24 protein-coding genes are annotated in these 26,459 nt (G+C 56.5%); 7 read left to right on the forward strand and 17 right to left on the reverse strand.

Annotation, left to right across the window (positions count from 1 at the left end; all coding sequences use genetic code 11):
• The first annotated feature begins 37 nt into the window (after window positions 1-37).
• On the forward strand, window positions 38-3,154 hold the full coding sequence (gene acrD, locus RAC60_RS09825) for a multidrug efflux RND transporter permease AcrD (RefSeq protein WP_172912867.1): 3,117 nt from the start codon (window positions 38-40) through the stop codon (window positions 3,152-3,154).
• Window positions 3,155-3,280: 126 nt separating this feature from the next.
• Here the strand turns inward: acrD and ypfM are convergent, their stop codons facing one another.
• Entirely contained in the window at window positions 3,281-3,343 is a 63-nt protein-coding gene (ypfM, locus tag RAC60_RS09830) for a protein YpfM (protein ID WP_139015967.1), read from the reverse strand.
• A 386-nt stretch (window positions 3,344-3,729) separates the two neighbouring features.
• Here ypfM and RAC60_RS09835 point away from each other — a divergent pair, with 386 nt between their 5' ends.
• From RAC60_RS09835 to RAC60_RS09845, 3 genes are read left to right on the forward strand one after another with little or no spacing between them, the layout of a single operon-like run.
• Window positions 3,730-4,098: an ArsC family reductase gene (locus RAC60_RS09835; RefSeq protein ID WP_375093507.1), complete on the forward strand. Its 369-nt coding sequence runs from the start codon at window positions 3,730-3,732 to the stop codon at window positions 4,096-4,098.
• Window position 4,099: 1 nt separating this feature from the next.
• Window positions 4,100-5,227 carry a succinyl-diaminopimelate desuccinylase gene (gene dapE, locus RAC60_RS09840; protein ID WP_006120418.1) on the forward strand — a complete coding sequence of 376 codons (1,128 nt, stop codon included), beginning with the start codon at window positions 4,100-4,102 and terminating at the stop codon, window positions 5,225-5,227.
• 22 nt (window positions 5,228-5,249) lie between these two features.
• Entirely contained in the window at window positions 5,250-5,438 is a 189-nt protein-coding gene (locus RAC60_RS09845; RefSeq protein ID WP_375093509.1) for a YpfN family protein, read from the forward strand.
• A 37-nt stretch (window positions 5,439-5,475) separates the two neighbouring features.
• Here the strand turns inward: RAC60_RS09845 and ypfH are convergent, their stop codons facing one another.
• The 6 genes from ypfH to dapA form a co-directional block, all read right to left on the reverse strand.
• Window positions 5,476-6,156 (reverse strand): esterase, encoded by a 681-nt coding sequence (gene ypfH / locus RAC60_RS09850; RefSeq protein WP_375093511.1) that lies wholly within the window; start codon window positions 6,154-6,156, stop codon window positions 5,476-5,478.
• A 73-nt stretch (window positions 6,157-6,229) separates the two neighbouring features.
• Window positions 6,230-8,197 (reverse strand): tRNA(Met) cytidine acetyltransferase TmcA, encoded by a 1,968-nt coding sequence (locus RAC60_RS09855; protein ID WP_375093513.1) that lies wholly within the window; start codon window positions 8,195-8,197, stop codon window positions 6,230-6,232.
• Window positions 8,194-9,063, reverse strand: a complete 870-nt coding sequence (locus RAC60_RS09860; RefSeq protein WP_039339910.1) for a neutral zinc metallopeptidase — start codon at window positions 9,061-9,063, stop codon at window positions 8,194-8,196. Before RAC60_RS09860 ends, RAC60_RS09855 begins: the two co-directional genes overlap by 4 nt.
• A gap of 129 nt (window positions 9,064-9,192) precedes the next feature.
• Window positions 9,193-9,906: a phosphoribosylaminoimidazolesuccinocarboxamide synthase gene (purC, locus tag RAC60_RS09865; RefSeq protein ID WP_033740988.1), complete on the reverse strand. Its 714-nt coding sequence runs from the start codon at window positions 9,904-9,906 to the stop codon at window positions 9,193-9,195.
• A gap of 143 nt (window positions 9,907-10,049) precedes the next feature.
• The gene (gene bamC, locus RAC60_RS09870; protein WP_033740841.1) at window positions 10,050-11,081 is read right to left on the reverse strand and encodes an outer membrane protein assembly factor BamC; all 1,032 of its coding nucleotides are present in this window, start codon (window positions 11,079-11,081) and stop codon (window positions 10,050-10,052) included.
• 14 nt (window positions 11,082-11,095) lie between these two features.
• Window positions 11,096-11,974: a 4-hydroxy-tetrahydrodipicolinate synthase gene (gene dapA / locus RAC60_RS09875; protein WP_033740842.1), complete on the reverse strand. Its 879-nt coding sequence runs from the start codon at window positions 11,972-11,974 to the stop codon at window positions 11,096-11,098.
• A gap of 110 nt (window positions 11,975-12,084) precedes the next feature.
• Here dapA and RAC60_RS09880 point away from each other — a divergent pair, with 110 nt between their 5' ends.
• The gene (locus RAC60_RS09880; RefSeq protein ID WP_375093515.1) at window positions 12,085-12,699 is read left to right on the forward strand and encodes a glycine cleavage system transcriptional repressor; all 615 of its coding nucleotides are present in this window, start codon (window positions 12,085-12,087) and stop codon (window positions 12,697-12,699) included.
• Window positions 12,700-12,843: 144 nt separating this feature from the next.
• Window positions 12,844-13,311 (forward strand): thioredoxin-dependent thiol peroxidase, encoded by a 468-nt coding sequence (gene bcp, locus RAC60_RS09885; RefSeq protein WP_006120436.1) that lies wholly within the window; start codon window positions 12,844-12,846, stop codon window positions 13,309-13,311.
• Window positions 13,312-13,348: 37 nt separating this feature from the next.
• On the opposite strand, the gene RAC60_RS09890 is transcribed toward bcp, so the two are convergent.
• The 3 genes from RAC60_RS09890 to RAC60_RS09900 all read right to left on the reverse strand — a co-directional run bounded on the left by RAC60_RS09890 (window position 13,349) and on the right by RAC60_RS09900 (window position 17,983).
• Entirely contained in the window at window positions 13,349-14,419 is a 1,071-nt protein-coding gene (locus tag RAC60_RS09890) for an AI-2E family transporter (RefSeq protein WP_006120437.1), read from the reverse strand.
• 197 nt (window positions 14,420-14,616) lie between these two features.
• Window positions 14,617-16,572 (reverse strand): glycoside hydrolase family 127 protein, encoded by a 1,956-nt coding sequence (locus RAC60_RS09895; RefSeq protein WP_375093652.1) that lies wholly within the window; start codon window positions 16,570-16,572, stop codon window positions 14,617-14,619.
• A 10-nt stretch (window positions 16,573-16,582) separates the two neighbouring features.
• Window positions 16,583-17,983, reverse strand: coding sequence for an MFS transporter (locus RAC60_RS09900; protein ID WP_367143782.1), 1,401 nt, complete (start codon window positions 17,981-17,983; stop codon window positions 16,583-16,585).
• 248 nt (window positions 17,984-18,231) lie between these two features.
• Here RAC60_RS09900 and RAC60_RS09905 point away from each other — a divergent pair, with 248 nt between their 5' ends.
• Window positions 18,232-19,053 (forward strand): AraC family transcriptional regulator, encoded by an 822-nt coding sequence (locus RAC60_RS09905; protein ID WP_039339919.1) that lies wholly within the window; start codon window positions 18,232-18,234, stop codon window positions 19,051-19,053.
• Between the two features lie 67 nt (window positions 19,054-19,120).
• Here RAC60_RS09905 and RAC60_RS09910 read toward each other — a convergent pair whose 3' ends face one another.
• The 7 genes from RAC60_RS09910 to RAC60_RS09940 form a co-directional block, all read right to left on the reverse strand.
• Entirely contained in the window at window positions 19,121-20,686 is a 1,566-nt protein-coding gene (locus RAC60_RS09910) for a sensor domain-containing diguanylate cyclase (protein ID WP_033740847.1), read from the reverse strand.
• A gap of 154 nt (window positions 20,687-20,840) precedes the next feature.
• Entirely contained in the window at window positions 20,841-21,671 is an 831-nt protein-coding gene (locus tag RAC60_RS09915; RefSeq protein ID WP_039339921.1) for a phosphodiesterase, read from the reverse strand.
• An 11-nt stretch (window positions 21,672-21,682) separates the two neighbouring features.
• On the reverse strand, window positions 21,683-22,669 hold the full coding sequence (locus tag RAC60_RS09920; RefSeq protein WP_375093518.1) for an ABC transporter ATP-binding protein: 987 nt from the start codon (window positions 22,667-22,669) through the stop codon (window positions 21,683-21,685).
• The gene (locus RAC60_RS09925) at window positions 22,666-23,481 is read right to left on the reverse strand and encodes an ABC transporter permease (RefSeq protein ID WP_054633348.1); all 816 of its coding nucleotides are present in this window, start codon (window positions 23,479-23,481) and stop codon (window positions 22,666-22,668) included. Before RAC60_RS09925 ends, RAC60_RS09920 begins: the two co-directional genes overlap by 4 nt.
• Window positions 23,478-24,359, reverse strand: a complete 882-nt coding sequence (locus RAC60_RS09930) for an ABC transporter permease (protein WP_039339926.1) — start codon at window positions 24,357-24,359, stop codon at window positions 23,478-23,480. The genes RAC60_RS09925 and RAC60_RS09930 overlap by 4 nt, the downstream gene beginning before the upstream one ends.
• Window positions 24,359-25,381, reverse strand: coding sequence for an ABC transporter substrate-binding protein (locus tag RAC60_RS09935; protein ID WP_039339928.1), 1,023 nt, complete (start codon window positions 25,379-25,381; stop codon window positions 24,359-24,361). Before RAC60_RS09935 ends, RAC60_RS09930 begins: the two co-directional genes overlap by 1 nt.
• Window positions 25,365-26,390: a substrate-binding domain-containing protein gene (locus RAC60_RS09940; protein WP_110268128.1), complete on the reverse strand. Its 1,026-nt coding sequence runs from the start codon at window positions 26,388-26,390 to the stop codon at window positions 25,365-25,367. Before RAC60_RS09940 ends, RAC60_RS09935 begins: the two co-directional genes overlap by 17 nt.
• Between the last annotated feature and the right edge of the window lie 69 nt (window positions 26,391-26,459).

Raw genomic sequence — 26,459 nt, forward strand, 5'->3', positions numbered from 1 at the left:
CATATTAATAATAAAAGCAGTGAGGAGTGCCGATTCCATGTCGAATTTCTTTATCGACCGCCCTATTTTTGCCTGGGTTTTGGCAATTTTATTGTGTCTTTGCGGCACGCTCGCCATTATTTCGCTTCCCGTTGAGCAATATCCCGACTTAGCGCCGCCCAACGTGCGTATAACCGCGACCTATCCAGGTGCCTCGGCGCAAACGCTGGAAAATACCGTTACCCAGGTTATCGAACAGAATATGACCGGTATCGATAATCTGATGTATATGTCCTCGAACAGCAGCAATACCGGCCAGGCGCAAATCACCCTCACCTTTACTGCCGGCACCAATCCCGACGAAGCCCGTCAGCAGGTCCAGAATCAGTTACAGGCAGCCCTGCGCCAGTTACCTCAACCGGTGCAGTCACAAGGTGTGACCGTCAATAAAACCGGTGACAGCAATATTTTGATGGTGGCATTTGTCTCCACTGACGGCAGCATGAACAAACAAGATATTGCTGATTATGTCGCCAGTAATATTCAGGATCCCATAAGCCGAATTGATGGTGTCGGTGAAGTGGATGCCTACGGCACCCAATATGCCATGCGCATCTGGCTCGATCCCTACAAGCTGACCGCCTATGCCCTGACCACCGATGATGTGGTGAATGCCATCAAATCCCAGAACACTCAGGTGGCCGTCGGCCAGGTGGGCGGTTTGCCGGCAGTCAATAATCAGGCGCTGAACGCCACGGTGAACGCGCAGTCGATGCTGCAAACGCCCGACCAGTTTAAAGCGATTACCCTGAAGAATAATCCCGATGGCTCCGTGGTCACGCTGGGCGATGTCGCAACGGTGGCACTCGGCGCTGAAAAATACGATTCCCTCAGCCGCTACAATGGCCAGGCCGCCTCCGGACTGGGTATCAAACTGGCCTCCGGTGCCAACGAGATGAACACGGATAAGCTGGTGCGGGCACGTCTGGATGAGTTATCACACTATTTTCCGCATGGGCTGGAAGCGAAGATCGCTTATGAAACCACGCCTTTTGTCAAAGCCTCAATCACCGATGTGGTCAAAACCCTGCTGGAAGCCATTCTGCTGGTATTTGGCGTGATGTATCTGTTTATGCAGAACTTCCGGGCCACGTTAATCCCTACCATCGCCGTGCCGGTGGTGCTGCTTGGCACTTTCTGTGTGATCTTTGCCTTCGGCTACAGCATCAACACCCTGACCATGTTCGCCATGGTGCTGGCGATAGGCCTGCTGGTGGACGATGCCATTGTGGTCGTCGAAAACGTCGAACGTATCATGAGCGAGGAAGGGATCTCGCCGCGCGCAGCCACCCGAAAATCAATGGGGCAAATTCAGGGCGCGCTGGTGGGGATTGCGCTGGTGCTGTCCGCCGTCTTTATTCCCATGGCCTTTTTTGGCGGCACCGTCGGCGCCATCTACCGCCAGTTTTCGGTGACGATTGTCTCCGCCATGATCCTGTCCGTGCTGGTCGCAATGATCCTGACGCCAGCCCTGTGTGCCACGCTGCTCAAACCCATCGCCAAAGGTGAACACCACGGCGAGCGCGGCTTCTTCCGCTGGTTTAACTATCATTTCAACCGCAATGCCGATCGCTATGAGCGTGGCGTTGCCCGCATCCTGCACACAGGCGGCCGCTGGCTGCTGCTTTATGTGGGGATAATTGGCGTCATGGCGTTTCTGTTTCTTCACCTGCCTTCGTCGTTTTTGCCACAGGAAGATCGCGGCATGATTTTGACGCAGGTCCAGTTGCCCGCCGGTTCCAGCATGGATCAGACCTCGGCGGTGGTGGCCAAAGTGGAAAAATACTACCTGACGAAAGAGAAAGATAACGTGCTGTCGGTCTTCTCAACGATCGGTTCAGGTCCCGGCGGGAATGGACAAAACGTCGCGCGTCTGTTTATCCGTTTGAAAGACTGGGGTGACAGACCAGGTGCCGATCGTACCTCGTTCGCCATCATTAAGCGCGCGGGTAAAGCCTTTAAACACATCAATGAGGCCATGGTCATTGCGAGCAGCCCGCCGGCCATTACCGGGTTGGGTAGCTCATCGGGCTTCGACCTGGAGATACAGGATCATGGCGGCATCGGGCATGACAAGCTCATGGCCATGCGCGACATGCTACTGGACAAAGCCAGCAAAGATACGCTTCTGTCCCGTGTCCGTCATAACGGCCTTGATGACAGCCCACAGTTGCAAATTGATATTGATGAGCGTAAAGCGCAGGCGCTGGGCGTGTCGCTGGATACCATTAACGACACGCTCGCCACCGCCTGGGGCTCAAGCTACGTGAACGACTTTCTGGATCGGGGGCGGGTAAAAAAAGTGTATGTGCAGGCTGATGCGCCCTATCGCATGCTGCCCGATGATATCGACAAATGGTACGTGCGTAACAGCAGTGGCACCATGGTGCCCTTCTCCGCCTTTGCCACCAGCCGCTGGGAAACGGGCTCGCCGCGTCTGGAACGCTATAACGGTTACGCCTCACTGGAGATCGTGGGAGAAGCCGCAGAGGGCGTGAGTAGCGGTACCGCGATGAACGAAATGGAGAAGCTGGTTGAATCCCTGCCGCTCGGTGTGGGCTTCCAGTGGACGGGTGCGTCGTATCAGGAGCGGTTGTCCGGCTCTCAGGCTCCGGCGCTGTACGCCGTTTCGCTGCTGGTCGTGTTCCTCTGTCTGGCGGCCCTGTATGAGAGCTGGTCGATTCCATTCTCTGTGATGCTGGTTGTGCCGCTCGGTGTGGTCGGCGCCCTGATCGCCACCTGGACGCGCGGGCTGGAAAACGACGTCTATTTCCAGGTCGGCCTGCTGACCGTTGTCGGGCTTTCGGCGAAGAACGCCATCCTGATTGTCGAGTTCGCCAACGAGCTTAACAGCAAGGGCGGCGAGCTGATTGAATCCACGCTTGCGGCTTCACGCCAGCGTCTGCGCCCGATCCTGATGACTTCACTGGCCTTTATCTTCGGCGTCCTGCCAATGGCGATCAGTAGCGGCGCAGGATCAGGCAGTCAGCACTCTGTGGGCACCGGTGTGATGGGGGGAATGATTTCCGCCACGCTGTTAGCCATCCTGTTTGTACCGCTGTTCTTTGTGCTGGTGCGTCGTCGTTTCCCGCTGAAAGAGAAACATCCCGACTAACCTGCCCGCCTGTCTGGCGAACCAGACAGGCAAAAAAAACGGCCTCTGGAAACAGCGGCCGTTTTATTTCTGTGTGTGGTAAGAACTACAGCAGAGGGGAAAGTGCCCTGCTTTTCTCGTCACGTGTTACTTGTTACGTAACATCGCTTCGATAAATTCTTTCCAGTTCCCCATTTCGGTGTCAATCATAGAACCCTCTCTTATTGTAGTGGCAATATTACGCCTTTTTTTTCGCCTGGTGAATACGTTTACACCTGTTAGTACTATCGGCAAAGACGCAAAAAAGCTGAGTCTTTTCTGATTTGCTGGCTGACGCACATTTCAGCAAAGCCTTAGCCTGACAGGTTTCGCGGGGTGCTTAACCAGGACGTAGCCTAAAAATGGCATTTAAGGAAATTCTTAAAGGAGAAGTGATAAACCAGGAAATCATTAGCGCTCAAACTGAAACCGTTTACGTACACCTCAGGGCTGTCTGTTTACGTATTTTATTCGATGCGGAGCGCCGCTGGCGGATGCTGCATAAGATCACACTATGGTAAACTGCTCAGCGCATTTTTACGGGACAGGAGTAGGCGATGAGCGGGCAATGGGTCATGTTTGGCATTAAAAATTGCGACACAATCAAAAAAGCACGGCGTTTTTTAGAGTCGGCCGGCGTGGATTATCGCTTTCATGATTACCGGGCTGACGGCCTGACCGACGAACAGCTCCAGCAGTTTATCGATGCCCTCGGTTATCAGGACCTGCTGAATACGCGCGGTACCACCTGGCGCAAGCTGCCCGAATCCGAGCGTGACAGCATTACGGATGCCGCCAGCGCCAAAGCGTTGATGCTGGCGCAGCCCGCAATCATTAAGCGCCCTGTGCTGTGCACCGCCGATGGCACCTTGCTGCTGGGTTTCAGTGAAACCCTTTACCAGAATCTTCTTCAGGAGAAGTCATAATATGTTTTGTCCGGTCATTGAGCTGACGCAGCAGCTTATTCGTCGTCCCTCTCTCAGCCCCGATGACGCCGGATGCCAGGCGCTGCTGATTGCCCGCCTGCAGGCAATCGGCTTCCACATCGAAACCATGAACATCGACGACACGCTGAACTTCTGGGCTACGCGCGGTGAAGGGGAAACCCTGGCCTTTGCTGGTCATACCGATGTGGTGCCACCGGGTGACGCCAGCCGCTGGATCAATCCGCCATTTGAGCCGACCATTCGCGACGGCATGTTGTTTGGTCGTGGTGCTGCCGACATGAAAGGCTCGCTGGCCGCCATGGTGGTTGCCGCAGAACGTTTTGTCGCAGTCAATCCTCACCATAAAGGGCGACTGGCGTTTCTGATTACCTCTGACGAAGAAGCCAGCGGCACCAACGGCACGGTCAAAGTGGTCGAGCGGCTGATGGCGCGTAACGAACGTCTGGATTATTGCCTGGTCGGCGAACCCTCCAGCAGCGAAATCGTGGGCGACGTCGTGAAAAACGGCCGCCGTGGCTCGATTACGGCTAACCTGACGGTACATGGGGTACAGGGCCATGTGGCCTACCCACAGCTTGCCGATAATCCGGTACACCGCGCGATGCCCGCGCTGAATGAACTGGTGGCAACCGAATGGGATCAGGGCAACGCGTTCTTTCCGGCCACCAGTATGCAGATCGCCAATATCCAGGCAGGCACCGGCAGCAATAACGTGATCCCCGGTGAACTGTTCGTGCAGTTCAATTTCCGCTTCAGTACCGAACTCACCGACAGCCTGATCCAGCAACGTGTGGCAGAACTGCTGGATCGCCATCAGTTGCGCTACACCATTGAATGGAAGCTCTCCGGTCAGCCCTTCCTGACGTCACGCGGTAAACTGGTGGATGCCGTAGTCAACGCCGTTACGCACTATAATGAAATTAAGCCGCAGTTGCAGACGTCTGGTGGCACCTCTGATGGGCGTTTTATTGCCCGCATGGGGTCGCAGGTGGTCGAACTGGGGCCTGTGAATGCCACGATTCACAAAATCAACGAGTGCGTGAAAGCATCGGATTTGCAGATGCTGAGCCGGATGTATCAACGCATCATGGAACAATTGATCGCCTGACAGCGAGGAAGGGAGCAGGCCTGTGGAGTTTATTAAAGATTACTGGTGGATCCTGGTGGTCCTGCTGATGGTCGGTGTGCTGATGAATGTGTATAAGGATTTGAAACGCATCGATCACAAAAAGTTTATGGATAACAAGTCCGATCTCCCGCCTCATCGTGATTTCAACGACAAATGGGATGACGACGAAGACTGGCCGAAGAAGAAATAACGCGTTTGCGCCCTCGCGGTCGCGAGGGCGTGCCCGGTTACATTGTCATAATCACATCATCATCGCCGGGTTTAGCCCCGCCCAACGCCTCGTCAAAGTAGCGTTTCGGCACCGTGTACTGCAGATGATGCAGGGCAAAATTCATGCTGCGGTGGTCGATGGCGTGGGCCAGATCGTCCACAACATTCAGCGTGACGTCACCGCCAAGTGCGGTTAAACGCTGTTCGGCCTGATGAGCATGTGCCAGTGGCACGCGGTCATCATAATCGCCATGAATCAGATGCACCGTCGTGCGGGTGCTGGCGCTCTCCGGCAGGGTAATAAAACGTCCGCTGAACACCACTGCGCGTCCCGCCAGATCGTTGTGCGCTTTGATGCCCTCCAGCACCATGCTTCCGCCCTGTGAAAACCCGACCAGCGCCGTGGCTTCCGGCCTTATGCCGCTCTGCTGCTGCCAGTGACGAACGGACTCAACAAACTGCGGCATACTGGCGTTAACGCACTGCTGCTCGCTTTTATCATGAAGTCCGGCCTCACTAAACCATTGACCGCCAGGCCCTGGCGATCCCACCGACACGACCAGCGCCGCAGGGAAGGTTTTCGCAAACCAGCTGCCAATTTCCCCCATGGCGTCAGGGTTATCACCCACGGCATGGTAAAGCAAAAACAGCTGGGCAACTTTTGGGGGTTGCTGAACAATTACATATCTCAGTGTCATATCGACCTCCTGCTACTACTCTACGCGCCCTGGCGCAGGATCATATTGGGAATATTTGAACGAGTTGGTGGATTTATTGCAATTGCTGACGAAACCCTTCGCCATCAATGCTTTGCAACGCCAGAAGTGCTTCTGCGGCTTCCGCGCGCAGTGCGGTGATTAACGCCTTGCGTCCGTTTAGCTGCGCGGTCTGCGCCAGCCGGGACAGATTGGTGTCGGCCCTGACGGCCTGCCTGAGAAGGCGTAACGGAGCCGGGCTGACAATGACCAGACGCTGGAGCACCGCCAGACTTGCTTCAAACGGGCGTTGTGCCCAGGCGAACCCGGCTGCGAGCCGGGCATCAAACGGGGTAAACGCGCAGTCATCGGCTGCGGACAGGGGCAATGCCAGTGGTATATGTGCGCTGAGAAATGACCAGTCCCGCGCCAGTTGCTGCGCCGCTTTCTGCTGCAACTGCCTGCCGGACGACGTCAGTCCCAGCAGCGCCATCGCGGCATAGCAACCACTGCTGGCTTCGCGCTGGCTGCCAATGCGCGCTAACGTAAAGCCACAGGCGCGCCAAAACGCCCACAACGCTTCAGTGTAGCCGAAACTCACCGAGATATAGTCGTATCCGGTCGCCGCCGCGCAGGCCGCCGTGACCAGTTGCCTGCCGGTTCCCTGACGGCGTCCGCGGGGTGCCACGGCAATCCGGCTGATACGTAAAGCCCGCAGCGTGGCGGCGTCGGTGAAACCGGCATGGGCCGCCAGTGACTGCGCCACCAGATTGCCGCGCGGCCGTCTGTGGCCCGCCCATACTGCCTGAGCTAACGCCTCGCTCAGTCCGCCCTCTTCCACCAGCCAGAGCGCGCCCTGCAATGCCGGGACAGTGCCCGCCAGCCACAGGTGCATACCTGGCGCATCCAGCAGGCGGCGTAAATCCAGCGGCGAGGTGCGATAATGAGCGCTGGTAAGCAGCTGATAAGCCGCCCGAAAGGCGGGCATATCCGTGCGTTCCGCCCGACGCGGACCGCCCACTTTCGCAGGGGGCATATCGGGCGTTTCTTCAAACAGTAGCGCCTGATTCAGCCAGTTTTCCAGCGGATCGTTGCGCGCCCAGCGCAGCGGTTCATCCAGCGTAAAATGGCGCACCTGCTCCAGCGCCGCACAAAACTTCAGCATAAAGCCACGTCCGCTGCCTTCATAACCCTGAATGGTCGTTACCAGCAACACGCGACGAAAACGCGCTACCAGCGCATGCAGCAGCGGTGCGGGAATCGCCGCCGCCTCATCGACAATAAGCCAGTCAACGTCTGGCACGGTTTCCAGAGCCAGAATGGCATCGGGCGCCATAAAGCGGTAGTGCTCACCCGCGAAGGCAGACAGGACGCCCGTAGCCACTTTTGCCGGGGCGGTAATAAGGCAACGTGTGTTCTGGCGGGCGAGCATCCCGGCCAGAGCCGATTTCCCTCTGCCGCGTGCAGCGGTCAGGACCGCCACGCCTGCAGAAAGGCCGTTCAGCTGACATAAGATTGTCTGCTGCTGGACGGTTGCCTGGCTGTGCCATTCCGGTAAGGCTGGCCAGTCGGGCACGTTAAGTGGCGACGGCTGCCGCAGTAAGAGTCCCTGCGCATCCTGTTCGATCAGGCGTTGCAGATGGCGGATAAAGTGAGGTGTGGCAATGGGTTCGCTGACGTCGGCCCAACGCAGGCTGTCCGCGTCGGGTTGCTGTGGCCACTGTCGCCACGGCGGCACTAACAGCAGCAGCCAGCTGCCAGCCGTCAGCGTGCCCGCCAGCGCGGCGAATGCCTCGGCATGAAAGCCCGATCGGGCATCGAAAACGGCATGATGAAACTCACGCCCCAGTAAGGTACGGAACGCCGCTGGCACACAATGCGGGCCGGGGCCGAGAGGGACGTCACTCAGACACAGCCAGTCGCCCGCCAGTGCGTCGAACCAGCGCGCAGCCATCGTCAGGCTGTAGTCAGCATCACCACTGATAACGGCTACGCGCCGTATGCCCGCCGACGCCATCGCGCGGCTGGCGGCCGCCAGCGTCATCCTTTACCGGCGAAGGTATCGCACTGGCCAGGATTGCCGGTGTCAAAGCCACGCTTAAACCAGGTATAGCGCTGTTGCGATGTACCATGGGTAAAGCTGTCGGGCACCACGCGCCCCTGACTTTTCTGCTGCAGGCGATCGTCGCCAATAGCTTCGGCGGCATTCAGGGCTTCCTGCAAATCGCCCACCTCAAGGATCTTCTCCTGTTCCATATAGTGGCCCCAGACGCCGGCAAAGCAGTCGGCCTGAAGTTCCATTTTAACGGACAGCTGATTGATCTGGCTTTGACTGGCGCCCTGCTGCATCTGGCGTACACGGGGCTCAATGCCCAGCAGCTTCTGCACATGGTGGCCGACTTCGTGTGCAATTACATAACCCTGCGCAAAATCACCGCCTGCGCCCAGTTTGTGTTTCATTTCGTCATAGAACGAAAGATCGATGTAGACGGTCTGGTCTGCCGGGCAATAAAACGGTCCCATAACCGACTGCCCGGTCCCGCAGCCGGTGCGCGTGGCACCGCGATACATTACCAGTTTGGGTGGCGTGTACTGCTTATGCATTTGTCTGAACAGCTTGTCCCAGGTATCTTCGGTCGTCGCCAGAATGACCGAGGTAAATTTGGCCGCTTCATCCTGATGGGGATCGGCGCTGCGCTGTTGCTGCTGCTGTTGGTTGCCCGGCGTCGCCTCGCCGCCCGTCAGCAAAGGCGTCAGGTCATAACCGTAATACCCCGCGACGGCGACCAGAATCAGCATGATAATGCCCGCTTTACCGCGTGGCAGAGGAATGCGTCCTCCTCCCATGCCCGATGACTGATTACGGCGGTCTTCAACATTGTCGCTTTCGCGACGTCCTTGCCAGCGCATGTTTTGCTCCCTGTGGCCTGTTATGCAGATGGCATGATTTTAGTTGTGTGAGGCCGCAATCACCAGCTTTCCACCAAAATGAAAAAGGAGAGCCCGCGCTCTCCTTTTGTCGACAGACGAAGGGCAGACTCAGTCCAGCTTCACGCCCAGGCGACGGGCCACCGCTTCGTAAGCTTCAATCAGGCCACCCAGGCTCTGACGGAAGCGGTCTTTGTCCATTTTATCCAGCGTTTCTTTGTCCCACAGGCGCGCACCGTCCGGGGAGAATTCATCACCCAGCACGACCTCGCCTTTAAACAGGCCAAACTCCAGCTTGAAGTCCACCAGGATCAGCCCGGCATCATCAAACAGTTTGCTCAGTACGTCGTTCGCCTTGTACGTCAGCTCTCGCATCCGCGCCAGGTTTTCTTTACTGACCCAGCCAAAGGTTTCGCAGTAGGATTCGTTGACCATCGGGTCATGCTTCTCGTCATCCTTCAGGAACAGGTCGAACAGCGGGGGATTCAGGACCATGCCCTCTTCAACTCCCAGGCGCTTAACCAGCGAACCCGCTGCGCGGTTACGAACGACGCATTCTACCGGTACCATCTCAAGCTTTTTCACCAGCGCTTCGTTATCCGACAGCAGGGCTTCCATCTGCGTCGGAATGCCCGCTTCCTGCAGCTTCGTCATGATGAAATGGTTGAACTTATTGTTGACCATGCCTTTGCGATCAAACTGCTCGATGCGGGCACCATCGCCTGCTGATGTATCGTTGCGGAACTCAAGTATCAGCAGATCCGGGTTATCGGTGCTGTATACGGTTTTCGCTTTACCGCGATACAACTCAGCTCGCTTTTGCATCTTATTAACTCCAAACATGAAAGATCCGGTTCTGAGGCAACATATTCAGGTCGATTGCCGTGACGCAATCGATTACCTCGACGTGCGCTATTATGCCAAAAAACAAAATAAAAAGGCCGGAGAATCTCCGGCCTGGGGTAATTTTATTTGTTCATTGCGGCCTGGAACACCGACACCAGCGCATCATTTTGCGCCTGCGTCAGCACATGGCCTTTAGGATCAATGAATTGCAGACTGGTTCGGTTATCGAGATCGCCAACCTGAACCTTGTAATCGCCGTTTGGCAGTTCAGGATCTTTGGCGCCAAGGCTGTCCCAGGTGCTGCTGCCCGGCGCTTTGTAGGTCACCTTCATGCTGCCGGTTGAACGGGTCGTGTCCGTGACGTCCATTCCGACGCGTTTCATTGCCGCAGGCAGGCGCTGCCAGGCGACGTTGAACGGCGTACGTAATACCAGCATAGGCAGGCCGGTATCATCCGCTGCACTCTGCACATCAATCGCACCGTTCACGCGGCCCGCTGCGGCGTTTTCATTCGCCGTGGCAACCTTGTCCATGCCCGCCGCAATCTCATTCAGCATCTGCGCGGTATAGCGTTGGATCTGCTCTGGCGAGGTGATGTTAGTGCCTTCCTGCTGCAGTTCCAGCAGACGCACGGTCAGCACCTGCTGATAGCTCTGTGATTTCACACTGATCTGGTAACGCCCGCGATATTGCTTGTCTTCATCTGCGCGGTTCCACTGCACCCAGTCGGTGGTCAGCTGCTGTCCGGCGTCATTGCGCGACGCAATCGGGAAGTTTTTCGCCTGCACAACGCCCACAACCTGCGACCAAATTGATCCACGGTTGTTGTCGAAAATCAGTGCGCCGGTGTTATTGCTGAACTGCGCGCGTGAGCCGTTCATCAAGGCCAGCGGCTGTGCCGGTGGACGGATATCCAGCTGCTTGCCAACCGGTGCCTGACTGGTTGACGGTGGGATATCGTATTCGCCGTTCTGAACAGGCAGAATCATGCCCGGCGGCGCTTTTAACTCACGCAGCCCGCTGGCCTGCAGGTAAGATTCATCACCGCTGACCTGGCGCTTATAACGCTGATCGTTCGAACAGGCCGACAACAGCATCAGGGTGGAAAGCCCCACCACCGTTGCAATCGTTGACCGCTTTACTGAGTAATTCATTCACACTCCCTAAATTATCGCAAACCCGCTTTCACCAGCGCCTGCTCCACTTTTGGCTGTGCAACCGCCGTCAGTGGCGTCATTGGCAGACGCAGCGTGTCATTAGCGATTAATCCTAGCTGTTTTGCCGCCCATTTAACCGGGATTGGATTAGGTTCACAGAAAAGCGTCTGATGCAGGTGCATCAGACGCTGATTCAGACGGCGAGCTTCAACGAAATTGCCCTGCTGTGCCAGTTTGCACAGTTCGGCCATTTCGCGTGCTGCTACGTTTGCCGTCACCGAAATGACGCCGTTACCGCCCAGTTGCATAAAGTCCAGTGCGCTGGCGTCGTCGCCACTCACCAGGATGAACGCATCATCAACCAGCTCTTGGATCTGGCTGACACGCGATAAGTTCCCGGTTGCCTCTTTGATTCCGATAATATTTTTGATTTCAGCGAGGCGGGCAACGGTTTCCGGCAACATATCACAACCGGTACGGGAAGGGACGTTATACAGCATCTGCGGCAGGCTGGTGCTCTCGGCAATCGCTTTAAAGTGCTGGTATAAGCCTTCCTGGGTAGGGCGATTATAGTAAGGTGTGACCGTCAGGCAGCCAACAACGCCTGAATTTTCAAATCGTTTGGTCAGCGAGATGCCTTCCGCTGTCGCATTGGCGCCGGTGCCGGCAATCACGGGAATACGCCCATCCGCCAAATCCAGGGTTTGCAGCACCACATCACCATGTTCTTCATGGCTCAGGGTGGCTGATTCGCCGGTGGTGCCGACGGAAACGATCGCCGCAGTACCGCTGGCGACATGGTAATCAATCAGTTTTTTCAAACTCGCACGGCAGACATTACCTTTGTCATCCATCGGCGTAACGAGTGCAACAATACTTCCCGTAAACATTGGCGATCCCCTCGACAAACAAGTGCTTCATGGTACGGTTTACACTTAGGGAAAAGCAAGCAAGCTCCGCTATTCCCGCGCTTGTCAGCAGTTTTTTTTATGTTTACCTTATGGTTATTAGCAAATGCACAGGGAATCCTATTTTGTCGCAATCTCAACCCCATCACTTGGTGATCACCGCTCTGGGTGTTGACCGTCCGGGTATCGTTAATACGATTACTCGCCACGTCAGCAGTTGCGGTTGCAACATCGAAGACAGTCGCCTTGCCATGCTTGGGGATGAATTCACATTCATTATGCTGCTGTCCGGCAGCTGGAACGCGATCACGCTGATTGAGTCCACGCTCCCGCTCAAAGGCGCAGAGCTGGAACTGCTGATCGTGATGAAGCGTACGCACGCTACCGCACGCCCACCGATGCCCGACACGGCCTTTATCCAGGTCGAGGTAGCTGACTCACCGCATATCATTGAGCGCTTTACGGATCTCACCGATAAGCACCAGATGAACATTGCGGAACTGGTTTCACGTATTCAGCCTGCTCAACACGGCAAACCCGCCACACTCTATATTCAGATGACGGCACACAGCCCGACGCGCAGCGACGGCCCGGCATTTGAACTGGCGTTTAATGCGTTATGTCAGGAACTGAATGCAGAGGGTTCGTTACGGCTTTACAGTCTGAGCGATGCGGACACCCACGAACTGGTTGTACCCGGCAGGTAAAGACGAGCGCCTCGCAGACTGTTCTGCTACGTTAAAAGTACGGTCAGGTGAGGAAACCGTCTGAAATTGATAATTTTCCATTTGGCTGTTTCTCGCCTCATGGTGTATTAACCACAGCATGAACCGAAAAAATGGAGAGATGTGATGAATCCACTGAAAGCCGGTGATACCGCACCGAAATTTAGCTTGCCCGATCAGGATGGCGAACAAGTGAATTTAGCCGACTTCCAGGGTCAGCGCGTTCTGGTCTACTTTTACCCTAAAGCCATGACGCCAGGCTGTACTGTTCAGGCATGTGGTCTGCGTGACAACATGGATGAGCTAAAAAAGGCGGGCGTTGAAGTCCTGGGAATCAGTACGGATAAACCGGAAAAGCTGTCACGTTTTGCAGAAAAAGAGCTGCTTAACTTCACGCTGCTGTCGGACGAAGATCACCAGGTATGCCAGCAGTTTGGCGTCTGGGGTGAAAAAACCTTTATGGGTAAAACCTACGACGGCATCCACCGCATCAGTTTCCTGGTCGATGCCAACGGCAAGATTGAAAAAGTGTTCGACGATTTCAAAACGTCCAATCACCACGACATCGTGATGGACTATCTTAAGTCTGCATGAGCCTCTCAGGGCGCGGTGAAAACCGCGCCCTGATTGTTTACCGACTCAGCGTTTCGTCAAGCGTGGCATCCGGCCAGGCGTGCACCACCGCCTTCACCAGCGTGGCGAGCGGAATCGCAAAAAATACGCCCCAGAAGCCCCATAACCCACCAAAGATCACTACGGATAATATAATCACCAGCGGATGCAAATTAACCGCTTCGGAGAACAACACCGGAACTAACACATTGCCGTCCAGCGCCTGGATGACCAGGTAGACGGTCAGCAATGTCCAGAATTCGGTGCCCAGCCCCCACTGAAACAGGGCGACGCCAATGACCGGTATCGTTACCAGCATGGCGCCAATATAGGGAATCAGGACCGATATGCCCACCAGCACCGCCAGCAAAAGAGAATAGTTGAGACCGAGATACAGAAACGCCAGCCAGCTGGCGATGCCGACGACGATCATCTCCAGCACCTTGCCACGAATATAGTTGGTGATTTGCTGATTCATTTCCTGCCACACCTCGGCGGCCAGACCACGGTTTCGCGGCAGAACACGTCGTACGGCGTTCAGCATCTGGTCTTTGTCTTTCAGCAGAAAGAACACCATCAGGGGCACCAGCACCAGATAAATCATCAGCGTCATCAACCCGACCAGCGAGGCCAGTGAGTACTTCACCAGTGAGTCGCCCACGCCGCTCAGACGACCACGCAGGTTTTCGACAATCACATCAATAATGCCGGCATCGACCAGCGCCGGGAAACGTCGGGGCAAACCGGCCGCGTAGAGATAGAGCTTGTTGAGCATGTTAGGCAGATCCCGCGTCAGGTTAATGCCCTGCTGCCACGCCACAGGCGCGACGATCAGCACTAACACCAGCAGGATGCCGGCAAACAGCACCAACACAATGCTGGTGGCCCAGCTGCGCGTGCAGCCAATACGTTGCAGGCGCACGGTTGGCCACTCAAGCAGATAAGCAAGAACCACGGCCACCAGCAACGGTGCCAGCAGGCCACTCAGGAAGAACAGAATGCAAAATCCCGCCAGCAGAATCACCAGCAGGCCAATCGCCTGTGGGTCGCTAAAACGGCGTTTGTACCATTGAATCAATAAAGCCAGCATGCCGTTGGGTCCATGACGTCATAAGGGGCCACGATTGTACCGGATATTTGGGGGCTGAAAAGGCGCGAAAACCGCGCTGACGAAAAATCCTCGCCGCTGGCGGCAGACCGTTGAACACCGCAGACGCTACGAATCAGATCGCGCCTGCGGCAATTCAGACCGGGCACCGGGCCCGGCTGCTGGCAGAGATGACGCCGTTAGGCCTCATTCACCCAGATACGCATCTCCCCTTCTCCGCGATTGGCCCAACAGAACCAGGGAATAAAGGTTAAGGTCTGGGGTTGCGCCAGCGCAGGTGCCTGATCGTAATGCCACAGCAGCTGTTGCTCAGGTTCACGCACCGCTTTTCTGATCCCTTCCGCCTGAATCAGCACCTTGTGCGCAAAGACCCCCTTCCCTGCAAAGGTACGGAATGTCGCCGACGCAGGCAGCCACAGATTATGTAACTGCTCGCCGTTATCCGCCTGTTCCAGGCAATAGATCAAGGGCCCGCGCTGAACGGCCACCTTGCCCGCCACATGGCGCACCAGCGGATTGCCGTAAACCCGGCGCACCGGCATGGGCAGGGTTAACGTTACCGTATCGCCTTCCTGCCAGTGACGGGTCAGATACAGGTAACCTTTGCGCGCCGCCTCGTTCACTTCCGTCCCGTTACAGGTTATCTGCGGCGACGCACACCAGTCGGGCAGGCGCAAGGCCAGCGTATGGTTCACAGGCTGGGTGGAATCGATGGTGATCGTGACGGTTTCTTGCCAGGGAAGATTACCGCTGATCCGCAGGCCCAACGTTTGATTGCCAACCGGGATCTCGACCCAGTTACCAATATAGAGATTGATAAACAGCGCATCCTCGCGCGGCGTATAAATATAATGGCCGAGAGAGGTCAGCAAACGGGCGATATTGGGTGGGCAGCAGGCGCAGCCGAACCAGCGCTGACGAACCGGTTTCACATGATCGTAAATATGATTAAAAGGCAGGCTTTTCGGATGAACTTCCAGCGGATTGACGTAAAAGAAATGTTTTCCGTCCAGCGCCATACCACCCAGCACTGTGTTATACAGGGCGCGCTCCATGACATCGGCGTACTGGCTGTCCGCCTCCATTTCCAGCATGCGACGGGCAAACATCATCAGCCCAATCGAGGCACAGCTTTCGGCATAAACCGTATCGTTCGGTAAGTCGTAATCGCTACTGAACGCTTCACCGCTGCTCTGCGAACCGATGCCACCGGTAATATAGAGCTGTCGCTGCGCCATGTTGTGCCACAGACGCAGACAGTCCTGTCGTTTCGATTCATCCTGGCTCAGCCGTGCGAGGTGCGCGATACCGGTCATCAGATAGACAAAGCGCACGGCGTGCCCCACCGCCTGCTGCTGTTCCGCAAGAGGTTGGTGCGCCTGGCTGTAAGCCTTGTCCTTGATCATCCACGCGGGCCCATAGGTGTGCCAGTACGACGTCTGACCACGCTTCTGGTACTCATCATCATAGAAGTGCGGCTGCGTTCCCCGCTGCGTGATAAAATAGTCGGCCAGCGCCATGTAGCGCGGCTCCTGGGTCACGTCATACAGCCGCATCAGCGCCAGTTCGATCTCCGGGTGACCAGGATAACCGTGCAGCTGCTGCTCGCCGGGGCCAAACACGCTGTCGATGTGATCGGCGAGTTTGCACACCACCGCCAGCAGTCGTCGTTTGCCGGTGGCCTGAAAAAACGCTACGCCCGCCTCAATCATATGTCCGGCGCAGTAGAGCTCATGACACTCGGCCAGATTTGTCCAGCGATCCTGCGGGGCTTTTACCGTAAAGTAGGTGTTGAGATAGCCATCCTCACATTGCGCCGCCGCGACCAGCTCTATGACCTCATCGGCGGTCTTCTCCAGCTCAGCATCCGGCTTCTGGCACAGTGACCAGGCCACGGCTTCCAGCCACTTTGCCACGTCGCTGTCCTGGAACACCATCCCATAGAATTCGCCCGTCTGCTGGCGCGCCGCAATGCGGAAATTGGCTATGGCATGGCTCGGTTCGGCGTCGTCAACACGATCGTTAAGCGCGGCCCATTGATAAGGGATCACCACGTCCCGCACCAGATGCTGATACTGACCAAGAAACGGATCGTGAATCTGGAGCTTATGCAGATCGACTTCATTTACAGACATCATGCTCTCCTTAAGACTGGACATGGCGAATACGCAGGTCATGCGAAATCTGCGTCATCATCGGGTTAGTCAGCTTGCAGGCACGGACGGCAAAGGCCAGCAGCAGGTGAAAGAGGGCCGGTAACAGCGTTTCCATGGCGGTAATCGCATGCAGCGAAGCCGGGGTTTGATTGCCTGTGCCCGGTTTATAGGCCACCGCAATAAACAGCAGGCTGATGATGACGGCACTGGATGCCCATGCCAGCTTGATAAAGAACAGGTTAAAGGCGAAATTCATGCCCGATGACCGGACGCCGTTTTTCCACTCGCCATAGTCATCGGCAAAGGCCATCAGGGCGAAGTGCAGCGGCAGGGTAAACCCAAGAATGACACCATTACTCAGAATGACCACCAGCCAGAGACTCTGCCACGCCGGCCCAACCGGCAGAAACCACATGCACAGCGCCACCGCCGCCAGCACGATATTGGTCCAGAAGTAAAGCCGGACGGTATCAATGCGTCTGGAAAGCGGATTCACGATGAACGAGCCCAAAATGGAGGCTAAGGTCACCATGGTAAAAAACAGGGAGGTATAGGCCGTGCTTCCCTGAAGGACATAGGTAATGAAGTACATGTAGCCGCCGCCGCGGATGTTGAAGACGTTAATCAGCAAAAAAGACATCAGCAGCATCAGTAACAACTGATCGTTTTTGCGTAACCCGGCCAGATGTTCCCGCAGGGTGAACTTGCCTAACGTATCCAGCGGTACGCGCTCACGCACCCAAAAGAAACAGCACAGAAACATCACCACCGCCAGTCCGCACAGGATCCCGACCCCTGCGCGATAGCCGAGCACCGCGTTTCCTTTTCCCAGTTCAGCGACCAGCCACGGCAGCCCTACTGAGACCAGAAAGCCAGCCACACCACACAATACAAAGCGCCAGGACTGACAGGACAACACTTCCGAGTGGCGCGTCGTCATGGTGTTAATCAGCGCGCAATAGGGCACATTGATGGCGGTATAGCTGAGTGAGAGCAGCAGATAGGTCGCAAAGGCCCAGACCATTTTCATGTCCATGCTAAGCGCGGGCGCGGTGAAAGTCAGCGTGCCAATAATTCCGACAGGCAGGGCTATCCACAGTTGCCAGGGACGAAAGCGGCCCCATCGGCTGTGCGTGCGGTCCGCTATCACGCCCATCACCGGATCTGATATCGCATCAAAAATGCGCAGCACCATAAACAGCGTACCGACCAGCGCTGGCGTTAAGCCAAACACATCGGTATAGAAAAAGGTTAGAAAATTCGTTATCAGGCAGGTAATGACGGTGCCACCAGCGTCACCCAGTCCGTAGCCGATTTTTTCACGCAGGGACAGTATCTGCTGTGTGTTCGACTGCGCCAGTGTGTTCTGTTCAAGTGTCGTAGACGTCATAAAGTCTTCCTCATGCAGGACAGAGAGGGTTGCCCGCTTTATAACGGGCTTATCGGTGTTTTGGCGCCTTACCCGATGTATTCTGTCAGGAATCGGCTAACCCACAAGAGAACGAAAAAGTATAAAAAAGGGAGGATTCCGACCTGAGCGTTAAACTGTGAGCTTGATCAGACACGGCGGCTATTTTTAGTTAATAATCAGGGAGAAGAGTCTAAAAAACGCTATCAGCAGCGGGAAAAGGCATCATGATGTTCGACTTATCCATCGCGTTTCCGGTTCGGGTGCAAAACGGCGGTCTGTTTATTTCGCGCGGGACAGGGTCACATCCGGCGCGCAGACTGACCTCCTGGGAAATTATTTTCGTTGAGCGTGGGCAACTCACTATCCGTGAGGACGACGTGCTGTTTCGCGTGACGGCGGGAGAAAGTTTACTGCTCAGGCCCGGGCACTGGCATGTGGGAGAAGGCGTATTTCCGCCTGATCTGAAATTTTACTGGCTGCATTTCGACTGGTTGAAACATCCTGTACCGCAGACAACGTTACACCAGAGCCTGCTGCACCTTCCTCAACATACGCGCGTAGGCGATCCGGCTTATGTCATTGCCCTGTTCCGGCAGTTTCTCAGTGAACAGCAGAATATTCACCGTAGCGTGGCGCTGGAGTGTATTTTACTGCTTATCCTGCAGCAGCTTACCGTCCCGGCCATGCAAGAAAACACCGTTGACAGCCCCGGTGCCGATCTGGCCTGGAAGGCGAATCAGCTGATTCGCACGCAGTATCATTTGCCCCTGTCCACCTCGGGTCTGGCGAAAACGCTGCACTGTAATGCAGATTACCTTGGGCGGGTTTACCGGCGCGTTTTCCGCTTAACGCTGACGGAAGCCATTCACCGCCAGCGTATCGTCATGGCAGAAAAATTGCTGACCGGGGATTCCCTCTCGTTAACCGATGTGGCGCGTCAGTGTGGCTTTAATGATGTCGGATACTTTCGCCAGATTTTTCGCAAGCTAACGGGCTTAACGCCCGCCAGCTGGAAGCGACGCTACTGCCGGGAACATATCAATTCCTGAGCGCAGCCCTGCTGCATCGGGCATCGTTTCTGCCTTCAGACGATGAAAAGGGTGCGCCGCTTTCGCGCTATTTCGCGACGACAGTGCAGTTACGTCCTGCGTTTTTGGCCTGATAGAGCGCATCGTCGGCACGCTTCAGACTGGTTTCCAGCGGCACGCGGCGTGCACTCCATTCGGCCACGCCAATTGAGAGCGTGATATTGCCGACATTTTCCACCGCCTCGCCTGCGATGCTCAGACGTATGCGCTCAGCGATGGCCTCGGCGTCGGCCAGACTGGTATCCGGTAACAGCATCAGGAACTCTTCCCCGCCGTTACGGCTGACAATATCCTGCTTTCTGGCGCTTTGCTGGAGCGTTCTGGCCACCTGCTGGATCACCCGGTCGCCGACGTCATGGCCCCAGTTATCGTTAACGTTTTTGAAATGATCGATATCCAGTGCCAGCACGGCAAAAGGCTGTTGCAGCGTCTGGAAATAATCGAGCACGGCATTCAGGCCACGTCGGTTGAGGAGCTGAGTCAGCGGATCGGTTTGTGCCTCAGAACTCAGACGGCCAATCTTATCCTGCACCAGCCCGATACCGGTCAGCAGGGCACGTTTCACCTGCGCCGCCTCAAAATACCAGGCATGAATGCCGCCGATATCGTTGGTGGCGCTCTGACCATCAATCTTGCTGGCTTTGCGGGCCAGTTGCCAGAGCGGCATAGCGATCATCCGGGCCAGAATCACCGCCACCAGCAAGGTCAGAAGCGCGAAGGGAACCGAGTGTTTAAGGACTTTAAGTATCAGACCCGACAGCGGTTGCAGCGTCGCGTCTACCGGTTTTAGCGCCACGACCATCCAGCCCGTGGTCGGAACGATGGCATAGCCCGCCAGCCGGGTGGGTTTGTCGGTTTCTGTTAACACCAGTGAACCGTTATCTTTTTCCTGCCGTTCACGGTCGCTCAACAGCGGCGGTATGGTTTTGCCAACCAGTTGCCGGTTCTGGTGATAGAGCACCTGATTATTGCTGTCGAGCACAAAGACGCTGGTGCCGTCCCGGTAAAACTGTTCACCCAGCAGGGCATTCAGAATGCTTTTCTTTTTCAGGTAAATGGTGCCGCCGACATAACCGAGATAGTGTCCCTGACTGTTCCAGATGGGCCATGAGACAAAGATAAGCAGGTTATTGGCGGCGGAAACCGTGGGCTTGCTGATCATGGGCTGCCGGGTTTGCAGCGCTTCACGTGACGCATCACTGGTCAGATGCATGCCGGTCAGGGTCAGCGACTCCGGCGAGATGGCCCGCACCGTACCGTTTTCATCCACGACGGCCACCGAGTTAAAACTGTCCGTCTGCTCGCGCAGGCGATTCACTTCCGTTTTTAACAGTTCTTCGTTATCGAAATCCTTTCCCAGTACATTGGCACTAAAGTGCAACTGTGACTGCGCCAGACGAAAAAAAACCTCACTGGTCGAGGCCAGCTTAGCCGCGTAGGCGCGGTTGGCTTCCAGCGTACTGTCGATCAGCACCATGCGCTGCACGCGCCATGTGGCATATAAATTATTGGCCAGGGTGATAACGATGCTGATGATGACCAGCAGCGCAATAAGCGTGCGTAAGTCAGCTCTTGGACGGAAATTCATTAACATGGCGTTGACGCCACAGTGCGAAAATTCATTGTGCTGTGCCTGGCTCTGTTGTTTTTATCATATCGCGGTTCTACAGCCTGTAAGTCTACACGCTGTAGGACATTTTGAGCAGGCTTAAGCACAGTACAGTTCAAAAAATCGCCCTGACGCGCATTTAATCGATTAAACCGTTTTCGTCATAGAAGGGCCAGGGGCCGTCGTAGTCGCCGATTGCGCACTGGTGGGTGGTCATGCCCTGCTCCCGCTGCCAGCGATGCAGCAAAAACCCCGCCGGTTCCAGCACAAAATTGGCCGGGCCATCCGGTTGCAGATCCAGCGCAACCTGGTGAGAAACGCCGGGCGCAATACAGGCCAGCGTGCCGGCAAACCGCGTCTGAACAGCCCGATGTACATGCCCACACAGCACCCGTTCAACCTGGGGATGGCGGGCAATAATCGCCGCCAGTGCTTCGGGCTGACGTAATCGCTGACGGTCCATGTGATCAATACCGCAGACAAACGGCGGATGGTGCAGCATCACCAATGTGGGCATGTCTGGTGACGCAGTGAGTGCGTCATCCAGCCAGCGAAGCTGCCGATCATCAAGTTCACCCCATGGCTGGTGCGGCACGCTGGAATCCAGCGCCAGTAGCTGGACGTCCCTGACGATAAGCCGCCAGTTGAGCGTCGGGCCCTGTTGCAGATAAGTGTGATCGGGAAACGCGGCCCGCAGGGCCTGGCGGTCGTCATGATTACCTGCCATCAGGTAAAAGGGCCGTTCCAGCCTCTCCAGCGCCTGGCGCAGCGTCTGGTACTCTGCGGCGGTGCCGAAATCCACCAGGTCACCGGTAATCACGACCACGTCAGGACGCGGTTGCAGTGCATTCAGCGTGGCGATGGCCCGCAGTAACGCCGTGTGCGTATCGACTTTCTTATAAGACAAACGCCCCTGCGCTTTAATATGTAAGTCACTGATCTGTGCGATCAGCGTAGGATTAGCGGACACTCTTTCACTCCTTAAGCGGTAAATTCCAGCGCGGCCTGCCCGGCCAGTGACCAGCTGATACGCTGCCCGGCATGCCAGTTTTCGCGCGCGTGACGCTCGACCTGGATGGGCTTATCCAGGCCAATATCGATCTGCAGGCGTTGAGAGGCACCGAGAAAGGTGCTGGCGACGATACAGCCGTGTCGGGCATAGCGCCCCGCTTCTGCCAGCAGGACATCCTCTGGACGACAGAATCTCACCGGCTGCCCCTGCTCATCGGTTTCAATGCAGTTAATCGCGCCCACGAAGTCCGCCACAAAGCGCGAAGCCGGACGCTGATAAATGGCCTGCGGCGTCGCAATCTGGACCAGGCGGCCCTGCTCCATGACCGCAATACGGTCGCCCAGTGCCATGGCTTCCTGCTGATCGTGCGTCACATAGACGGCGGTAATCGCCAGCTTTTTCAGCAGATCGCCGATGTCTGCGCGCAGGCGTTCGCGCAGTTTGGCGTCCAGCGCCGCCAGCGGCTCATCAAAGAGCAACACTTTAGGCCGGGCCGCCAGGGCTCTTGCCAGCGCAACGCGCTGCTTCTGACCACCAGAGAGTTTATCGATATGGCGCTGGGCCAGTGCAGTCAGATCGACCAGTTCCAGCATCTCCTGGACTCGTGCCTCGCGTTCGGCACGCGGGATGCACTGCACTTTCAGGCCGTAGGCCACGTTTTGCGCCACGTTGAGATTGGGAAACAGCGCATAGTTTTGGAACACCATCCCGACGTTACGTTTTTCAATCGGCAAATCGGTCACGTTGCGATCGTCAAACCAGACTTCACCCGGCGCATCGGTACGCTCCAGGCCACTGATAATGCGCAACGTCGTGGTTTTGCCACAGCCCGATGGCCCCAGCAGCACCAGGGTTTCGCCAGCGTGCACGCTGAGATCCAGAGGATGCAGCGCCTGGTGATGCGCAAAACGGCGCGCGCAGCCGCGCAACGTAACGTTAACAGCATCGTTATTCATGCCTTTTCCTCGCTGAGTGGCTGACGTGACTGACGTTCAAGCCAGTGATTACAGGCGTTAAGCATCAGCAGCAGGGGTAAAATCATTAAAATGAAGATCAAGGTGTACGCCGAGCCGACTTCCAGCCGCATGGAGGCATAGCTGTCGGCCAGGCCCACAGGCAGCGTTTTGGTCAGCGGTGTATGTAACATCCAGGTAATATTGAATTCGCCGACCGACAGCGTCGTCACCATAAAAGCCCCGGCAAGAATGCCGTTACGGCAGTTGGGAACCACCACGGTGAAAAAACGCTGCCAGAAGCCTGCCCCTAGGCTGGCGGCTGCCTCTTCCAGTCGGGGCAACTGGATAGCCTGCATCACGGCCAGAACCGGGCGGATCATAAACGGCAGCGTAAACAGCACATGGCCAATCAGGATAAAAACCCAACTGTCGCGCAGGCCGGAAAACTGGCCGTACAGCAGGATAATCCCCAGCGCCGTCGCCAGGCCCGGTAGCGCCACGGGCAGCATCAGGCACTCTTCAATACGTGACGACCAGCGCGACGGCGACTTGAGTAATCCCCAGGCGGCGGGCACGCCGACAACCATCGTGACAAGCAAACAGCTCACCGCGATCATCAGCGACAGCCAAAACGTGTCGCTGTACATGTCCCACACCTGTTCAACCCACTTCAACGTCAGCCCGCTACGCAGGCCGACAAAATAGTTTTGCGTGACGCCCGCCAGCATGGATAACACCACCGGCACAATCATGAACAGGGCGGTCAGCGTCGTGATCGCGATTTGCAGCCAGAACAGTCCACGCCGTTTCATGAGGTCTTCTCCTCCCGGGATTGGGTCAGTACACGTGCCAGCATCAATCCCAGCCAGGCCACCGCGCCCATGACCACCGACAGCGCCGCCGCCGTGGCGAAGTTGGCATAGTTAGTAAACTCGCCGTAAATCGTGAGTGGCAGTACGCTCAGGTCGGTGCCTAGCGTAAAGGCGGTGCCGAATGCGCCCATACTGGTGGCAAAACACAGTGCACCGCTGGAGAGCAGTGCCGGTTTCAGACCCGGCACAATCACGTCACAAATAATGCGCCACTGGCTGGCGCCCAATGAGCGAGCGGCCTCCTCCAGCGAACGATCCAGTTTTTCACTGGCGGCGACCAGCGTGACAATGGCACGGGGCAGTGAAAAGTAGAGATAGCCAACAAACAGCCCAGTAAGCGAGTAGGCCAGCGTCCAGCGTTCATGAACCAGTTGCATACTGATCTGCGCCAGCACGCCCTGCCGTCCCGCCAGCATCACCACTAAAAACCCGACCACCACACCCGGGAACGCAAGGGGGAACGTGAGCAACGCCAGTAAGGTGCCGCGCCCGGCGAAGCGCTGGCGAGCCAGAAAACAGCCCACCACGCTGGCAATCGCGAGCGTGACCAGTGTGACCGCCAGCGACAACAGGACGGTGTTAAAAAGGCTTTGCAGATACTGGGGCTGGGTAATCACTGTCCAGTAACCACTGTGCCGGGTGCTGCGATCCGGCGTCATGCCCATCTGTAATAAACGGGCAAAAGGCAACAGCCAGAAGGCGGCAAAAAACAGTAAGGCCGGCAGCAGCATCCATGGCCAGTTGGCCCCCTGCTCACGTCGGCGAGACCGGTGGCGCGAGGCCACCGGTAAACCGCTGCGGGCATTCGACAAGGCCATTACCGAATCTCACTCAAATAACGGGCAGAGAAGGCTTTCTGTGCATCAGCCATCTGCTGGTAGTCAACAGTATGGGCGCGCGCGTAATCGCTGTCGGGCAGGAAGCGCTTTTTAGCCTCTGCGGACATCGCAGAAGGCCGCACCGGGCGCAGATAGGCGTTAGCCCAAATCGCCTGCCCTTTATCCGACAGCACGTAGTCCATCACTTTCTTGCCATTGGCAGCATGCGGGGCGTTTTTTACCAGACTGATGACGTAAGGCACCGTCACCGTGCCTTCCTGAGGAATGACAAAGACGACGTTGGCATGATCTTTATACTTCGCGCGATAGGCATTGAAGTCGTAATCCAGCAAAATCGGGATTTCGCCAGAGATAAGGCGGGCATAGGCGGTTTGTTTAGGCACAATCGGCTTGTTGGCCTGCAGCTTTTTGAACCACGTCAGCGCGGGGGTAAAATCCTGCATCGTGCCCCCTTTCGCCTGGTTCACCGCCACGGCAGCGACATAACCGACAAACGCACTGGCGGGATCCAGATAACCCACCATGCCTTTGTATTCTGGCTTCAGCAGGTCGTCCCAGGACGTCGGCACCGGCGCGCCGCCCAGGGCATCGACGTTAACCATAAACCCCATGGTGCCAGAGTGCAGCGCGACCCACTTACCCTGTGGGTCTTTCATCCCTGCCGGAACCTGATCCCAGTTGGCGGGTTTGTAGTCGGTCACCACGCCCGCCTGTGCCGCCTGAATCCCAAAACTGACACCGTAATACACCACATCGGCGACGGGGTTATTTTTTTCGGCGACGAGCTGCGCCAGAGCCTGGCCGGAGTTTTTATTATCCTGCGGCACGACAATACCGGTGTCTTTTTTGATCGCCTGGAGCTGTGTCGCCCAGTCCGCCCATTCCGGTGGGCAGTTGTAGCAAATCGCATTCTCCTCGGCCTGCGCCAGCGGGCTGGATAATGCACAGGCGGTAAGCAACGCCGCGCTGGCAAACAGCGCAATTTTATTGTGTGTAGACATGATGTTTTCCTGATGTTGAAGAATGAAAAATTGCTGCGATGCTCTCGCCTGAACGCAGGTGGTGGTCCAGTAAGCGCGAAGCCTCAGCAGACGAATCGAGAAGCATATCGATGGCACAGGCACCCAACCGCTCGCTGGGCTGCACCACGCTGGCCAGTGAAGGCGAAAGCTGTTCACCGATGGCAATACCATCGAAGCCCATAACAGACAGCTGTTGCGGTACGTTAATGCCTGCACGCGCGGCCGCCCCCATCAGGCTGATGGCCAGGAGGTCGTTACTGCAAATTACGGCGGTCAGCGGATCGCTGCCCGTCATCAACGGTAAAAAGGGATCGAACAGGGCGTGAATGTGGCTGGGCATATCAACCAGCGCGCTGGGCGTAAAGCCTGCCTGCTGCATCGCATCGCAATAGCCGAGGTAGCGCTGACGTGCACGGTCAGACTGCAACATCGGCCCTGCCGCCATGACAATATGCCGATGGCCCAGCGCGATCAGGTGCGCAGTGGCTTCTGCCATTGCCCGGCGGTTATCCACACAGACGCTGCGCCAGGCGGTGTTCTGCGGCATGTTATGCGCCAGAACGAAAGGCATGCGGGCTTCAGCCAGGGTGGGTAATACGGCGCTGCTGTCAGCATCTGACACGGTCAGGACCATCCCTGCTACGCGCTGACGCAGCATGTGTTCAACGATCGACGCCTCACGTTCTGGCTGATAATCCGTTGTCGCGACCAGCAGGCCATAACCCGCCAGCCGGGCCTGGTGCTCCATTGCCTGAAGCTGTAACGCAAACACCGGGTTACTGAGTGATGGCAGCAGTACGCCCAGAGTGGTCGAACTCTGCGTACGGAGCTGGCGCGCAATATGGTTGGGGCGAAAACCCAGTGCTTCCGAGGCATCCAGCACCTTTTTCAGCGTGCCAGGTTTAAGCAGATGGGGATCGGAAAAGGCACGTGCGGCGGTGGCGCGCGAAACCCCAGCCCGTTCTGCCACACGAATTAAGTCACTCATTTCACCCTCGTCAGTCGCCAATGAGATCGATCTCATTGGCGCTTACACTAAAGGCGTTTTATGACATGC

The sequence above is a fragment of the Pantoea sp. BR_17 genome, from assembly GCF_041955125.1.
Taxonomy (GTDB): Bacteria; Pseudomonadota; Gammaproteobacteria; order Enterobacterales; family Enterobacteriaceae; genus Pantoea; species Pantoea stewartii.